Annotated in this window: 13 protein-coding genes and 1 tRNA gene; 12 read left to right on the forward strand and 2 right to left on the reverse strand. The window is 70.9% G+C overall.

Annotation, left to right across the window (positions count from 1 at the left end; genetic code table 11):
• The first annotated feature begins 89 nt into the window (after positions 1 to 89).
• From JOF37_RS00280 to JOF37_RS00300, 5 genes are all read left to right on the forward strand, one after another.
• Positions 90 to 380 carry a DUF427 domain-containing protein gene (locus tag JOF37_RS00280; protein WP_210004006.1) on the forward strand — a complete coding sequence of 97 codons (291 nt, stop codon included), beginning with the start codon at positions 90 to 92 and terminating at the stop codon, positions 378 to 380.
• A 5-nt stretch (positions 381 to 385) separates the two neighbouring features.
• Positions 386 to 1,207 carry an ABC transporter ATP-binding protein gene (locus JOF37_RS00285; protein ID WP_210004008.1) on the forward strand — a complete coding sequence of 274 codons (822 nt, stop codon included), beginning with the start codon at positions 386 to 388 and terminating at the stop codon, positions 1,205 to 1,207.
• Between the two features lies 1 nt (position 1,208).
• The gene (locus tag JOF37_RS00290) at positions 1,209 to 1,892 is read left to right on the forward strand and encodes an ABC transporter permease (RefSeq protein WP_210007609.1); all 684 of its coding nucleotides are present in this window, start codon (positions 1,209 to 1,211) and stop codon (positions 1,890 to 1,892) included.
• Positions 1,889 to 2,602 (forward strand): ABC transporter permease, encoded by a 714-nt coding sequence (locus JOF37_RS00295; protein ID WP_210004011.1) that lies wholly within the window; start codon positions 1,889 to 1,891, stop codon positions 2,600 to 2,602. Before JOF37_RS00290 ends, JOF37_RS00295 begins: the two co-directional genes overlap by 4 nt.
• A 71-nt stretch (positions 2,603 to 2,673) precedes the next feature.
• Positions 2,674 to 3,591, forward strand: a complete 918-nt coding sequence (locus JOF37_RS00300; protein ID WP_210004013.1) for an ABC transporter substrate-binding protein — start codon at positions 2,674 to 2,676, stop codon at positions 3,589 to 3,591.
• A 101-nt stretch (positions 3,592 to 3,692) separates the two neighbouring features.
• On the opposite strand, the gene JOF37_RS00305 is transcribed toward JOF37_RS00300, so the two are convergent.
• Together JOF37_RS00305 and JOF37_RS00310 are read right to left on the reverse strand one after the other, a co-directional pair.
• Positions 3,693 to 5,492, reverse strand: coding sequence for an ABC-F family ATP-binding cassette domain-containing protein (locus JOF37_RS00305; protein WP_210004014.1), 1,800 nt, complete (start codon positions 5,490 to 5,492; stop codon positions 3,693 to 3,695).
• A 67-nt stretch (positions 5,493 to 5,559) separates the two neighbouring features.
• Positions 5,560 to 6,057 (reverse strand): MarR family winged helix-turn-helix transcriptional regulator, encoded by a 498-nt coding sequence (locus JOF37_RS00310; protein WP_210004016.1) that lies wholly within the window; start codon positions 6,055 to 6,057, stop codon positions 5,560 to 5,562.
• Between the two features lie 89 nt (positions 6,058 to 6,146).
• Here JOF37_RS00310 and JOF37_RS00315 point away from each other — a divergent pair.
• The 7 genes from JOF37_RS00315 to JOF37_RS00345 all read left to right on the forward strand — a co-directional run bounded on the left by JOF37_RS00315 (position 6,147) and on the right by JOF37_RS00345 (position 14,462).
• A tRNA-Gln gene (locus tag JOF37_RS00315) sits at positions 6,147 to 6,218 on the forward strand.
• A 1-nt stretch (position 6,219) separates the two neighbouring features.
• Positions 6,220 to 7,692: a bifunctional UDP-N-acetylglucosamine diphosphorylase/glucosamine-1-phosphate N-acetyltransferase GlmU gene (gene glmU, locus JOF37_RS00320; RefSeq protein WP_210004017.1), complete on the forward strand. Its 1,473-nt coding sequence runs from the start codon at positions 6,220 to 6,222 to the stop codon at positions 7,690 to 7,692.
• Positions 7,667 to 8,701, forward strand: a complete 1,035-nt coding sequence (locus JOF37_RS00325) for a ribose-phosphate diphosphokinase (RefSeq protein WP_210004019.1) — start codon at positions 7,667 to 7,669, stop codon at positions 8,699 to 8,701. The genes glmU and JOF37_RS00325 overlap by 26 nt, the downstream gene beginning before the upstream one ends.
• A gap of 72 nt (positions 8,702 to 8,773) precedes the next feature.
• On the forward strand, positions 8,774 to 11,485 hold the full coding sequence (locus JOF37_RS00330) for an HAD-IC family P-type ATPase (protein ID WP_210004021.1): 2,712 nt from the start codon (positions 8,774 to 8,776) through the stop codon (positions 11,483 to 11,485).
• 75 nt (positions 11,486 to 11,560) lie between these two features.
• Entirely contained in the window at positions 11,561 to 12,049 is a 489-nt protein-coding gene (locus tag JOF37_RS00335; protein WP_210004023.1) for an FMN-binding protein, read from the forward strand.
• Positions 12,046 to 12,918 carry an FAD:protein FMN transferase gene (locus JOF37_RS00340; protein WP_210004025.1) on the forward strand — a complete coding sequence of 291 codons (873 nt, stop codon included), beginning with the start codon at positions 12,046 to 12,048 and terminating at the stop codon, positions 12,916 to 12,918. Before JOF37_RS00335 ends, JOF37_RS00340 begins: the two co-directional genes overlap by 4 nt.
• Positions 12,915 to 14,462, forward strand: coding sequence for an FAD-dependent oxidoreductase (locus tag JOF37_RS00345; protein ID WP_210004027.1), 1,548 nt, complete (start codon positions 12,915 to 12,917; stop codon positions 14,460 to 14,462). The genes JOF37_RS00340 and JOF37_RS00345 overlap by 4 nt, the downstream gene beginning before the upstream one ends.
• Positions 14,463 to 14,466: the final 4 nt, after the last annotated feature.

Here is a 14,466-nt window from a genome sequence, read left to right on the forward strand (position 1 = left end):
GCGATAGTCCATTTCGCGACATGACGCAACACGACCCCGGGTGTCGCGACCGCCCACTAGCGTGAGAATTCACAACGGAGGGCGGGGCCATGCGGGCACGACTGGGTGACACGATCATCGCTGAAGCGGACGAGGCAGACCTCGTCCGGATCGAGGGGAACTGGTACTTCCCGCCGCGGAGCATCGCACCGGGCGTGCTCGCCGAGAGCGACACCGCGTACACCTGCGCGTGGAAGGGTGACGCGCAGTACTTCGACGTCGCCGGCTCCGCCGACAAGGCGTGGTCGTACCCCACGCCCCACGCCAGCGCCATCGAGCGCGTGGGCACCGACTTCTCCGGTTACGTCGCCTTCGACCGCGCGGTCGCCATCGAGAGCTGACCGGGGTGATCGAGTTCCGCGAGGTCGGCAAGCAGTTCCCCGACGGCACCCGCGCGGTCCAGGATTTCTCTCTCGTCATCCCGTCGCACAAGACGACCGTCTTCGTGGGCTCGTCGGGCTGCGGCAAGACCACGCTGCTGCGGATGATCAACCGGATGGTCGAGCCCACGGCCGGCTCGATCGAGATCGACGGCGAGGACGTCGCTGCCGGCTCGCCCGTTCAGCTGCGCCGCCGCATCGGATACGTGATGCAGAACTCCGGACTCCTTCCGCACTTCACCGTGGCCGAGAACATCGCCACGGTGCCGGTGCTCACGGGAACGAGCCGCCGTGACGGGCGCCGCCGCGCTCTCGAGCTGATGGACACGGTCGGCCTCGACACCCGCATGGCAGACCGCTACCCGAGCCAGCTGTCGGGTGGGCAGCAGCAGCGCGTGGGCGTCGCGCGCGGGCTCGCCGCCGACCCCAACATCCTTCTCATGGACGAGCCCTTCGGCGCCGTCGACCCCATCGTCCGCACCGAGTTGCAGCAAGAGCTGCTGCGTCTGCAGCGGGAGCTCGGCAAGACGGTCGTCTTCGTCACGCACGACATCGATGAGGCCTTCCTTCTGGGCGACCAGGTCGTGATCCTCGCGGCCGGGGCCCGCAAGCTGCAGGTGGGCTCTCCGAGCGCGATCATCCGAGACCCCGCCGACGACTTCGTCTCGAGCTTTATCGGCGCCGATCGTGGGAAGCGCGCGCTCCGGGTCGAGCGCACCGAGCGCGGCGCCGTCCTCGTCGACACCGAGGGACGCACGCAGGGCACGCTGGTCGAGGGTGGCTCCTGAGGTGTCGTGGATCTGGTCGAACCTCGACCTCATTCTCTCGCTCGCCGTCGACCACGTGCGTCAGAGCGTCATCGCGATCATCCTCGGTCTCATCCTGTCGGTGCCGCTCGGCTGGGTGGCGTGGCGGTACCGGCTGCTGCGCGGCTGGGTCATCACCCTGACCGGCCTGCTCTACACGATCCCCTCGCTGGCACTGCTCGTGCTGCTGCCGAGCGTCGCCGGCTACGGCATCCGCACCGAGACCAATCTGATCGTGGGGTTGACGATCTACGCGGTCGCCATCCAGACGCGATCCGTCGCCGACGGGTTCGACTCGGTCGACCCGGCGGTCCGTCAGGCCGCGACGGCGATGGGCTACGGGGGTTTCCGTCGCTTCTGGGCGGTCGACCTGCCGCTGTCGGGTCCCGTCGTCCTCGCCGGCCTGCGGGTGATGTCGGTGTCGACCGTGTCACTCGCGACCGTCGGCATCCTCGTCGGAGTGACCAACCTGGGCTACCTCTTCACCAACGGCATCCAGCGCCGGCTCCTCGAAGAGGTCTTCGCGGGGATCGTCGCCGTCGCGCTCATCGCGCTCGTCATCGACGCGCTCCTGGTGCTGCTGGGCCGTCTGCTGATGCCCTGGGCGCGCACGCCCGCCCCGGGCCGAGCACGCCGTGAGCGGCGGCGAGCGGAGGCGACGGCATGAACGTCTTCGCCGACGCCATCGCGTGGCTGCTCGACCCTGCGCAGTACACCGGTACGAACACGGTTCCGTTCCTCATCGGCCAGCAGCTGTACTACACGTTCATCTCCGTCGCGATCGCGGCGGTCATCGCGCTCCCGATCGGGTGGGCCATCGGTCACACCGGCCGCGGAAGAGAGTTCGCGGTGGCGATCTCGGGCGCCGCGCGCGCGATTCCCTCCTTCGGGCTTCTCATCCTCCTGATCCTCCTGCTGGGGGTCACGCGGAAGACCGAAGCAGCGTTCGTCACCTTCGTCGTCCTGGCGATCCCACCGCTGCTGGCGGGCGCATACAGCGGACTGCAGGCGATCGATCGGCGCACCATCGACGCCGCGCGCGCGGTCGGCATGACGGAGTGGCAGATCCTCTGGCGCGTCGAGGTGCCCCTCGGGCTGCCGCTGCTCGTCGGCGGGCTGCGCTCCGCCGTCCTGCAGGTCGTCGCGACGGTGACGATCGCCGGCTACACCGACCTCGGCGGCCTCGGGTTCCGCATCATCCAGGGCATCGACCTGCGCGCGATCGATCAGGTGCTCGGGGCCGCCCTCGTGCTCGCGCTGCTCGCCCTCCTGCTCGACGCGCTCCTCGCCCTCGTGCAGCGGTGGAGCGCCCCGCGTGGCATCCGCGCCGCCTCCGCGGGCCCCGAGCGCCGCCGCCCCGTGGCGGCCACCGCCTGACCCGGCGCCTCCGCTCCCTCATCCATCCCGTTCACAGCTCGAACCTTCCGCACCATCAGAAAGAGGAACCCATGTCTCGCTTCACCACCCGCCGTCTGCTGACGGCCGGCGTCGGCGTGATCGCCGCCACCACCCTGCTCGCCGGGTGCGCCGGCTCCGACCCGCTCGCCGAGAGCGGCGGAGAGTCCGCAGCGCCCGCCGACGGCACCATCGTCATCGGTTCGCAGGACTACTACTCCAACGAGATCGTCGCAGAGATCTACGCCCAGGCACTCGAGGCCGCGGGCAAGACCGTCGACCGCCAGTTCACGACGGGCCAGCGCGAGGCCTACCTGCCCGAGCTCGAGAGCGGCGCCCTCACCCTGTTCCCCGAGTACACCGGCAACCTGCTGCAGTACTTCGAGCCCGAGACCGAGGCGCGCACGTCCGAGGACGTGTACGCAGCGCTCGGCGACGCCCTGCCCGAGAACCTCACGGTCCTCGATCAGGCAACCGCGAGCGACCAGGACTCGTACACCGTGACCGCCGCCTTCGCCGAGCAGTGGGACCTGACGACGATCGCCGACCTCGCGAACGTCACCGAGCCCCTCACCCTCGGCGGACCGGCCGAGCTCGAGCAGCGCCCCTACGGACCGTCGGGCCTCAACGAGACCTACGGTGTCGAGGTCGGGTTCCAGGCGACGGGTGAGACGACGGTCGACGACCTCGTGGCCGGCACCGTCAACGTCGCCAACGTGTTCACCGCCGACCCGCGCATCCAGACCGAGGACCTCGTCGTGCTCGAGGACCCCGAGGGCCTCTTCCTCGCCTCGAACGTGGTGCCCGTCGTGAACGTCGACGTCGCCGACGAGATCGCCGACACCATCAACGCGGTCAGCGCGAAGCTCACGCCCGAGGCGCTCGTCGCGCTCAACGTGCAGAGCACGGTCGACAAGCTCGAGCCCGCCGAGATCGCGACGCAGTGGCTCGAGGAGAACGGTCTCGCCTGACCTCTCCGAGACGACGAGACCCCCGGAGCGTGTGCTCCGGGGGTCTCGTGCTTTCCGGCCGCGGCCCGCCGACGGGTGCGGGGCCTCAGCCGTCCTATGCCTCAGCCGTCCAACGCCTCGCCGAGCTCGAGCCAGCGTTCCTCGAGCGTCGTCGTCTCGCCGACCAGCTCGTCGCGGCGCCGTTGCAGCCCCAGCAGTCGCTCGAAGTCGTCGTGCGCGTCCGCGAGCTGCGCATCGACGTCGGCGATCTCGCGCTGGAGCTTCTCGAGGCGTCGGTCGATCGCAGCGACCTCCTTCTGCGCGGCGCGTCGGTCCGAGCCCGACAGTGCGGTCGCCCCCGCATCCTGCTGCGTACGGGAAGCGCCGGCCGTGCGGGTGAGTTCGGGCTGCTCGCGACGCAGCCGCAGGTACTCGTCGACTCCTCCGGGCAGGTGGCGCAGGCGTCCGCCGAGGATGGCGTACTGCTGATCGGTGACGCGCTCGAGGAAGTACCGGTCATGCGAGACGACGATGAGCGTTCCGGCCCACGAGTCCAGCAGGTCCTCGACCGCCGCGAGCATGTCGGTGTCGAGATCGTTCGTCGGTTCGTCGAGGATCAGCACGTTGGGCTGGTCGAGCAGGATCAGCAGCAGCTGCAGACGGCGCTTCTGACCGCCGGACAGATCCTTCACGGGGGTCGACAGCTGCGCCGAGCTGAAACCCATGCGCTCCAGCAGCTGACCGGGGGTGAGATCCTGCGCCTTCGAGCCCGAGCCGATCGTATAGCTCGTGCGCAGTCGCGAGATCACCACCCGCACCGGGTCGGCGAGGTGCTCGTCGAGCTCGGTCATCCGCTGCGACAGCGTCGCGACCTTGACGGTCTTGCCGTGCTTGACCCGTCCGGAGGTCGGAACGACGGTGCCCGAGATGAGGCCGAGCAGGGTCGACTTGCCGGCGCCGTTGACGCCGAGGATTCCCGTGCGCTCGCCCGGCGCGATCCGCCATTCGACCTTCTCGAGCACGACACGGTCGCCGTAGGCGACACCGGCGTCGAGCACGTCGACGACGTCCTTGCCCAGGCGCGACACCGCGAGGGACTGCAGCGCCACACGGTCGCGGATCTCGGGCACGTCGGCGATGAGCTCGTTCGCGGCGTCGATGCGGAACTTCGGCTTCGAAGTGCGCGCGGGCGCGCCGCGGCGCAGCCAGGCGAGCTCTTTGCGCGCCAGGTTCTGGCGCCGCGCCTCGATGGCCGCCGCCTGCCGGTCGCGCTCGACACGCTGCAGGATGTAGGCCGCGTACCCGCCCTCGAACGGCTCGACGAGCCGGTCGTGCACCTCCCAGGTGGCGGTGCAGATCTCGTCGAGGAACCACCGGTCGTGCGTCACGACGAGCAGCGCACCCGAGCCGGCCGGCCAGCGGCGCTTGAGGTGCTCGGCAAGCCACGCGATGCCCTCGACGTCGAGGTGGTTGGTGGGCTCGTCCAGGAAGACGACGTCCCAGTCGCCGGCGAGCAGCGCCGCGAGGGAGACCCGCCGCCGCTGTCCGCCCGAGAGGCCGCGTATGGGCCCCTCCCAGTCGAGGTCGCCGAGCAGCCCCGAGATGACATCCCGCACCCGGGCGTCGCCCGCCCACTCGTGCTCGGCTTGGTCGCCCACGACGGCATCGCGCACCCGCAGGTCGTCGTCGAGGTCGTCGGCTTGCGACAGGACGCCGACGCGGATGCCGCCGCGGACGGTCACCCGTCCGGAATCGGGCTCGACGAGCCCGGCCAGCATGCGCAGCAGGCTCGACTTGCCGTCGCCGTTGCGGCCGACGATGCCGATGCGGTCGCCCTCGTCGACACCGATGGAGACGCCGTCGAAGACGACCTTGGTCGGATACTCGAGGCGAAGGGCCTCGGCCCCCAGAAGATGTGCCATATTGCCTCCAGGCTAGGCCAGCCGGGCCGTGTCGGCCGTTCCGCGGCCGCGACCGCCCAGCCCGGACTCAGTCGCCGAAACCCAGCGAGAGCTTGCGGAGCAAGGCGGCGAGCCGGTCGCGATCGCCCTTCGACAGGCCCGCGAGCAGCAGGGCCTCGGCGTCGACGAGCCGCGTGATGGCGGCATCCACCCGCACGCGTCCGTCGTCCGTGAGCGTCACCAGGATGCTGCGACCGTCTCCCGGATCGGATTCGCGGCGCACGAGCCGCCGTCCCACCAGCCGGTCGATGCGGTTGGTCATCGTGCCGCTCGAGACCAGCGTCTGCTGCAGGAGCTGCTTGGGGCTCAGCTGGTAGGGCTCGCCGGCGCGTCGGAGAGCCGACAGGACGTCCCACTCCCACGGCTCGAGGTCGCTGCGGCGGAACGCCTCGCGCCGGGCCCGGTCGAGGTGGCGCGAGAGGCGGTCGACGCGCGAGAGGACCTCGAGGGGGGAGAAGTCGAGGTCCGGTCGCTGCAGCGACCACGCTCCGACGATGCGGTCCACCTCGTCGGTCTCATGTGCCATGTCCTCATTATCGCGGCGAGGCAGCGCGTGCGCGGGCGCGCGGTCGCGGGCTCTGGCAGACTTGACGGGCTGCACCCCCGGTGCGGCGGTCCGCCGTGGTGTAATGGCAGCACGACAGCCTTTGGAGCTGTGAGGTCTAGGTTCGAGTCCTGGCGGCGGAGCATGAGCGACACCCCTCTCGATCCCGACCTCGCCGTCGTCATCCTCGCCGCCGGGCAGGGGACGCGCATGAAGTCCTCGTTGCCGAAGGTGCTGCACCGGATCGGCGGCCGTCCGCTCGTGGGCCACGTGCTCGACACGGCGCGCGATCTCGCGCCGGCGCACGTCCTCGTCGTCGTGCGTCATGAACGCGACCGCGTCGCGGAGGCCGTCCTCGGCGTCTCGCCCGAAGTCGTGGTCGTCGATCAGGACGAGGTGCCCGGAACCGGCCGCGCCGTCGAGGTGGCGCTCGACCGGCTGCCCGGCTTCACCGGCGACGTGCTCGTCCTGAGCGCCGACGTGCCGCTGCTCGACGACGTCGCCCTCGGCGACCTGCTCGCCGTGCACCGCGCTTCGGGGGCAGCCGCGACGCTGCTCAGTGCGCGTCTTCCCGACCCGACCGGTTACGGCCGCGTCATCCGCGACACCGCGGGCGGCGTCGACCGCATCGTCGAGCACAAGGACGCGTCGGACTCCGAGCGCGCCGTCGACGAGATCAATGCCGGTGTCTACGCCTTCCGCGCCGAGCCGCTGCGCGACCGGCTCGGTCGCATCAGCACCGCCAACGCACAGGCCGAGAAGTACCTCACCGACGTCGTCGGCATGCTGCGCGCCGACGAACTCGGGGTCGCGGCCCAGCTCGTGAGCGATCCCTCGCTGATCGTCGGGGTGAACGACCGCGTGCAGCTGGCGGAGGCCGGGCGGCTGCTGAACGCGCGCACGGTGCGCCGGTGGCAGCTCGCGGGCGTGACCGTGCAGGATCCGGCCTCGACGTGGATCGACGTCACCGCCACGCTCGCGCCCGACGTGACGCTGCTGCCGAACACGCACATCCTGCGCGCGACGACGGTCGCCGAGGGCGCGACCATCGGCCCCGACACGACCCTGAACGACTGCGAGGTCGGCCCGGGCGCCACCGTCACCCGCAGCGACGCCACCCTCGCCGTGATCGGCGCAGACGCGACGGTGGGTCCCTTCTCGTATCTGCGTCCCGGCACCCACCTGGGTGAGCGCGGCAAGATCGGCACTTTCGTCGAGACCAAGAACTCCGTCATCGGCGATGGCAGCAAGGTTCCGCACCTGTCGTACGTGGGCGATGCCGAGATCGGCCGCGGCGTGAACCTCGGCGCTGGAGCGATCACCGCCAACTACGACGACCTGGCCAAGCACCGCACCGTCATCGGCGATGAGGTGCACGCCGGCTCGCACAACGTCTTCGTCGCGCCGGTTAAGATCGGTGAGGGCGCCAAGACGGGCGCCGGAGCGGTCATCCGCAAGGACGTCCCGGCCGGTGCTCTCGCCCTCAGCGTCGCCCCCCAGCGCAATGTCGAGGGGTGGGTCGAGAAGAACAGACCCGGTACTGGCGCCGCCGCAGCAGCGGCGCGCGTGCGGTCTTCACAGGAAGCGGACGATGGCTCGCAAGAAGAACACGGTTGACCTCGACGTCTCGCGGGGGACCGCCCCGGGACTGGTCGCCAAGACCAAGAAGCGGCTCGTCGTGGCATCCGGTGGGTCGCACCCCGCGCTGTCGACCGAGGTCGCCACCGCTTTGGGCACCGAGCTGGTCCCCACCGAGCACCGCACCTTCGCGTCGGGCGAGATCCTGACCCGTTTCGAGGTCTCGATCCGCGGGTGCGACTTCTTCCTCGTCCAGTCGTTCGGCCCGCCGGTCAACGAGTGGCTGATGGAGACCCTCATCATGCTGGATGCCGCCAAGCGCGCGTCCGCGAAGCGCATCACGGTCGTCGCGCCGTACTACCCGTACTCGCGACAGGACAAGAAGGGACGCGGGCGCGAGCCGATCAGCGCGCGCCTCGTCGCCGACCTGTTCAAGACCGCCGGCGCCGACCGCGTCATGAGCGTCGACCTCCACGCGGCGCAGATCCAGGGTTTCTTCGACGGCCCCGTCGACCACTTGTTCGCCAAGCCGGTGCTGCTCGAGCACTTCGAGCGCACGCTGAGAGCCGACGACCGCGCCAAGCTGACCGTGGTCTCGCCCGACACCGGCCGTGTCCGCGTCGCGGACACGTGGTCCGACAGCCTCGGCGCGCCGCTCGCGATCATCCACAAGCGTCGTGACCCGAACGTGGCGAATCAGGTGACGGTCAACGAGATCGTCGGCGACGTGCGCGGGCGCGTCTGCCTGCTCGTCGACGACATGATCGACACCGGCGGGACGATCGTCAAGGCCGCTCAGGCGCTGAAGAACAATGGCGCCGAGCGCGTCATCGTCGCCGCCACCCACGCCGTCTTCAGCCATCCGGCCGTCGACCGGCTGCAGGATGCCGCGATCGACGAGGTGGTCGTCACCGACACCATCCCGCTCGGCGACGACAAGCGTTTCCCGGGTCTGACCATCCTGCCGATCGCCCCGCTGCTGGCGCGTGCGATCAAGGAGGTCTTCGAGGACGGCTCTGTCACGAGCATGTTCGACGGCGCGGCCTGACCGCGCTCCGGGACCGGTAAAAAACGGTCCCGACACAGGCGGGGCAAAGGTCCGGCCCGTAGGATCGGGGGCATGCCTGCCCCTGTCTCCGAGGCGGACTTCTCGTCGCCTCGTCCCTATGCGCACGACGTCGATGAGGTGGCTGCGGCCCTGCGAACCGGCGAGGACGGTCTGAGTTCGGACGAGGCTGCGACCCGCCTGGATGCCGTAGGCCCCAATGTCCTGCCGGAGGCGAAACGCACCCCGGCCTGGCTGCGGTTCCTCTCGCACTTCAACGACACCCTGATCTACATCCTGCTCGGCGCAGCGGCGATCAAGGCCGTGATGGCGGACTGGCTCGACGTCTGGGTGATCCTCGCCGTGGCCATCATCAACGCGGTGATCGGGTTCGCCCAGGAGGGTCGAGCCGAGAAGGCGCTGGCCGGGATTCGCGGCATGCTCTCGTCCGAGGCCAGCGTGCGCCGTGACGGCTCGTGGCGTCGCATCCCCGCCGCCGACCTCGTGCCCGGTGACGTCGTCCGGCTCGCGCCGGGAGACAAGGTGCCCGCAGACCTGCGGCTGACGCAGGCCAGCCAGCTGCGGATCGAAGAGGCCGCGCTGACCGGTGAGTCGGTGCCGGCCTCCAAGTCGACCGCCCCCGTCGACGCCGAGGCGGGCGTGGGCGACCGGTCGTCCATGGCGTTCTCCGGCACCATCGTCTCGGCCGGACAGGGCCGGGGCATCGTCACCGGCACCGGGGCCCGCACCGAGATCGGCAAGATCCAGGAGCTCGTCGGGGGAGCGGGAACCCTCACCACCCCGCTGACGCGGCAGCTCGACTCCTTCGGCAAGGTCCTCACCCTCGTCATCCTCGGCATGGCGGCGGCCATGCTGCTGATCGGGCGGTTCGCGCACGGGATGCCGTTCGGAGAGCTCATCTCGGCGACGATCGGCTTCGCCGTCGCCGCCATCCCCGAGGGGCTGCCGGCGCTCGTCACGATCACGCTCGCGATCGGGGTGCAGCAGATGGCACGGCGCCGCGCCATCACCCGCAAGCTCCCCGCCGTCGAGACGCTCGGATCGGTCACGACCGTCTGCTCGGACAAGACCGGCACGCTGACGAAGAACGAGATGACGGTGCGTCGCATGGTCACCCCCGTTGCGCAGTATGCGGTCTCGGGCCTCGGGTACGAGCCGACCGGCGACATCGAGCGCGTCGACGGAGGCGCTCCTGGGCGCGACCTGGCGGCACTGCTCGCGGTGGCCGACCTGTGCAACGACGCGGACCTCGTCTCGGACGACGGCGGCTGGAAGCTCGTCGGCGAGCCCACGGAGGGCGCGCTGCGCGTCGTGGCGATGAAGGGCGGTCACGCCGGCGAGGCCGACGGCGTCGCCCGCATCGACGTCCTGCCCTTCGACTCCGAGAACAAGTTCATGGCGACCCTCAACCAGGGCGCCGATGGGTCGCGCGCCCTGCTCGTGAAGGGGGCGCCCGACCGGCTGCTCGACCGTTCGACGCGTCAGCGGGGCGCGGACGGCGCCGTCGAGCTCGACCGCGCGTTCTGGGAGGCCGCCGTCGCAGAGCTGAGCGCGGAGGGACTGCGCGTGCTCGCCGCTGCCCGCAAGCCGTCGCGGCTCGACGCGGTCGGCATCGACGATGTCGACGACCTCGAGTTCCTCGGGCTCTGGGGCATCCTCGACCCCCCGCGTCCCGAGGCCATCGAGGCGATCGCGGACTGCCACCGCGCCGGCATCCGGGTGAAGATGATCACGGGCGACCACGCCGGCACGGCCGTGGCGATTAGCCGCGAGATGGGTCTCGTCGGCGAGGACGAGCCGCGTGTGCTGACGGGCGCCGAGCTCGAGGCGCTCAGCCAGGACAAGCTCAAGGACGTCGTCCGCGACGTCGACGTCTACGCCCGCACGAGCCCCGAGCACAAGATCCGGATCGTCCGCGCGCTGCAGTCTCACGGCGAGGTCGTGGCGATGACGGGAGACGGCGTCAACGACGCACCCGCGCTCACGCGGGCGGACGTCGGCGTCGCGATGGGCATCAAGGGCACGGAGGCGACGAAGGAAGCCGCCGAGATCGTGCTCGCCGACGACAACTTCGCGACGATCCGATCGGCGATCCACGAGGGTCGTCGCATCTACGACAACCTGCGCAAGTCGGTCGTGTTCCTGCTGCCGACCAACGGCGCCCAGTCGCTCGTCATCCTCGTGGCGGTGGTCTTCGGGCTGGCGCTGCCGCTCACGCCGGTGCAGGTGCTCTGGGTCAACATGGTCACCGCCGTCACCCTGTCGCTCGCGCTGGCGTACGAGCCCGCCGAACGGGGCATCATGGACCGCCCGCCGCGAGCCAACGGCGGGTCCATCATCTCGGGACGCGAACTCGGGTTCGTCCTGATCGTGTCGCTGCTCATCGGTGGCGCGACGCTGGCGTCCTTCGTCATGGTGCGGGCGATGGGCACCGACATGGAGGGGGCGCGGACCGTCGCCGTCTCGGTGCTCGCGCTCGGCCAGCTCGCGTTCCTCCTCAACTGCCGGTTCCTGCGCCGCTCGAGCCTCACGATGGACGTGCTCCGCGGCAACCCGGTGATCTGGTGGTCGGCCGGCGCGCTGCTCCTGCTGCAGCTGCTCTACACCTACGTGCCGTTCATGAACGCCCTGTTCGAGTCGCGTCCGCTCGCGCCGCAGGGCTGGCTGCTGCCGATCGCGTTCGCCATCGTGATCTTCTTCGCGGTCGAAGGGCTCAAGGCCCTGCGACCCATCGGAGATCCGATGCAAACGCATAGGGTTTCCTGATGAGCCGCCGGGGAGCGGGCCGCTAGCGTGAGAGCAGCCCGTCTCCCCGGAGGGCACGACACAGGAGGACCCGCCATGATCCGCACCACTGCCGTTCCCCGTCCGCTCCGCGTGACCGCCGCTGCGGCGTCCGTCGCCGGTCTCGCCCTCCTCGCCGGTTGCGCGGGTACCTCCGAAGCCGGGGACGCCGCCGCGGGCGCCGACCAGGCCTCGCCGGCCGCAACGCCCGCCGCAGGCGGCAACACCGGTGCGGCCGGCGCCGGTGGCGCCTACGCCGATGGCTCGTACACCGCCGAGGGCAGCTACCAGACGCCCGAGGGACCCGAGACGATCACCGTGACGCTGACGATCGCCTCCGACGCGGTCACCGACGTCGAGGTCGTCGGCGAGCCGACGCGTCGCGAGAGCAAGCAGTATCAGGCCGAGTTCATCGGCGGCATCGACGAGCTCGTCGTCGGCAAGAGCCTCGACGACATCGAGGTCGACCGGGTCGCCGGATCGTCGCTGACCAGCGGCGGATTCAACGCGGCGGTCGAGGAGATCCGCGCCGACGCAGCGGCATGACCGCCGCCGCGGTCCCGGCCCAGCGCTGGGACTTCGAGGCGATCGGCACGTCCTGGCGCATCGACAGTGCGACGCCGCTCGGCGAGGAGGATCGTGCCGCGGTCAGCGCCGTCATCGACGCATTCGATCGCGAATGGTCGCGATTCCGCGCCGACTCGGTCGTGTGCGGCCTCGCGTCCGGAGGGTCGGTGCCCGCCCCGGCCGACGCCGGCGACCTGCTGGGGGTCTACGCCGCGCTCGACGACGCCACCGCGGGAGCGGTGAACCCGCTCGTCGGCGATGCGCTCGCGCGCCGTGGGTACGACGCGGACTACTCGTTGCGCGACCGCGGTCCCCAGGCCGCGCCGGTCGACTGGCGGACGGTGCTGGATGCCGCCGGCGGGCGGCTCACGCTGCGCCGTCCGGCGCTGATCGACATCGGGGCGGCGGGCAAGGGACGGCTCGTCGATCTCGTGCTGGCGGTGCTCCGCCCGCGAGTGACCGGATGGCTCGTGGTCGACGCGAGCGGTGACCTCGCCGTTCGCGGCATCCGGCAGCGCATCGCGCTCGAGCACCCGTTCGACGCGACGCGGGCTATCGGGATCTGGTCGATCGCCGACGCGGCCCTGTGCGCGTCGGCGGTGAACCGACGGGCGTGGGGCGACGGGCTGCACCACGTGCTCGATGCCCGCACCGGCCAGCCGGTGCGCTCGTACGCCGCGACGTGGGCGGTCGCCGCGGACGCGATGACGGCCGATGCCGTCGCCACCGCCCTCTTCTTCGACGGCGGTCCGCGATTCGCCGCGGATCGCGACGCGTCGTGGGTGCGGATGCGCACCGACGGCACGGTCGAATGGTCCCCTGACTGCGAAGCGGAGCTGTTCTCATGACCTTCCTCACCGTCGCCCGAAACCGCGTCGTCGGCGCACTCGGCCGCGTCTCGATGTACCGGCTGGTGCTGATGGCTCTGGCGGTCCTCGCCGTCATCGCCTTCGTGCTCACCCTCGCCGGTGCCCTCGCGGGCGATCCGCTGGCGCTGCCGGTCACGCTCGCCGTGCTCGTCGCCGCCATCGCGCTGGTCGACGTCGTGGCGCAGCGCCTGCTCGGCCGGGCGTGGCGCATCGAATCGGCGCTCATCACGGGGCTCATCCTGCTCTTCGTCCTGCGTCCGACGCTCAATCCGCCCGGGCTTGCGGGGATCGCGATCGCGGGCGCGCTGGCTTCCGCATCCAAGTACGCCCTCGCCCGGCGCGGCCGCCACATCTTCAACCCCGCCGCGGCCGGCGCGACGGCGCTGACCGTGCTGAGCATCCCCTTCCCGGACCTCGGCGCCTCGGCGTGGTGGGTCGGAACGCCGCTGCTCGCGTTGCCGGTGCTCGTCCTGGGCGGCATCGTGCTGGTGCGCACCGAGAAGGTGCGGGTCGTCGCGCTGTTCCTTCTCGTGGCGGTCGCCGTCGCCGTCCTGCGCACGTTCGTGCAGTACGGTCAGGCCGGCATCCCCGTCGATGCGCAGACCATCGGCCAGGTGCTCTGGTCGTCGCCGTTCCTCTTCCTCGGCGCGTTCATGCTGTCGGAGCCGCTGACCCTGCCGCCGCGTCGCTCGCAGCAGTATCTTGTCGCCGCGCTGGTCGGGGCGCTGGCCGGCTGGCCGATCCTCGTCGGCGACATCAGCCTCGGTCAGGAGCGCGCGCTGCTGGTGGGCAACCTGCTCGCGTTCGTCTTCGCGTGGCGAGCGGCGGTGCGACTGACCTTCGTCGAACGTCGCGCGCTGACGCCCTCGGTGCGCGAGCTGGTGTTCCGGGCGCACCGGGGGTTCCGCTTCCGCCCCGGTCAGTATCTGGAGCTCGAGGTGCCCCACCGGCGCCCCGACGCGCGGGGCACCCGGCGGGAGTTCTCGATCGTGTCGGCGCCCGCCGAGCTGCCCGAGGTCCGGATCGCTCTGCGCGAAGGATCGCAGTCCAGCTACAAGCAGGCGCTCGCCCGGGTCGAGCCGGGCCGGTCGCTGCCGGTCACCGGCGTCTGGGGCGACTTCGTCCTCCCGGCGCGGACGGACGCGAAGATTCTCCTCGTCGCCGCGGGGATCGGTGTGACGCCGTTCGTTTCGCAGCTGCGTCAGGTGCGGCTGGCCGGAGAGCAGCGCGACATCGTCCTGGTCTACGTCGCCTCGACCTCTGAGGAGTTGGCGTTCCGCGACGACATCGTGGCCGCCGGCATCCCGGTCCTCGTCGTCACGCGGGACGAGCCGCGCGGCCTGCCGAGCGGCTGGCGATGGGCCGGGGGAGCCCGGTTGGATGCCGCAGGGCTGACAGACCTCGTTCCGGACCTGACCGAGCGCCACGCCTACATCTCTGGTCCGCCGCGGCTGATCGGCGAGCTCGCGCCCGCGCTGGCTCGAGCACGGTCCCTCACCACCGACGCCTTCGCGGGCTACTGACCGC

Source organism: Microbacterium imperiale (genome assembly GCF_017876655.1).
In the GTDB taxonomy this organism is placed as follows: domain Bacteria; phylum Actinomycetota; class Actinomycetes; order Actinomycetales; family Microbacteriaceae; genus Microbacterium; species Microbacterium imperiale.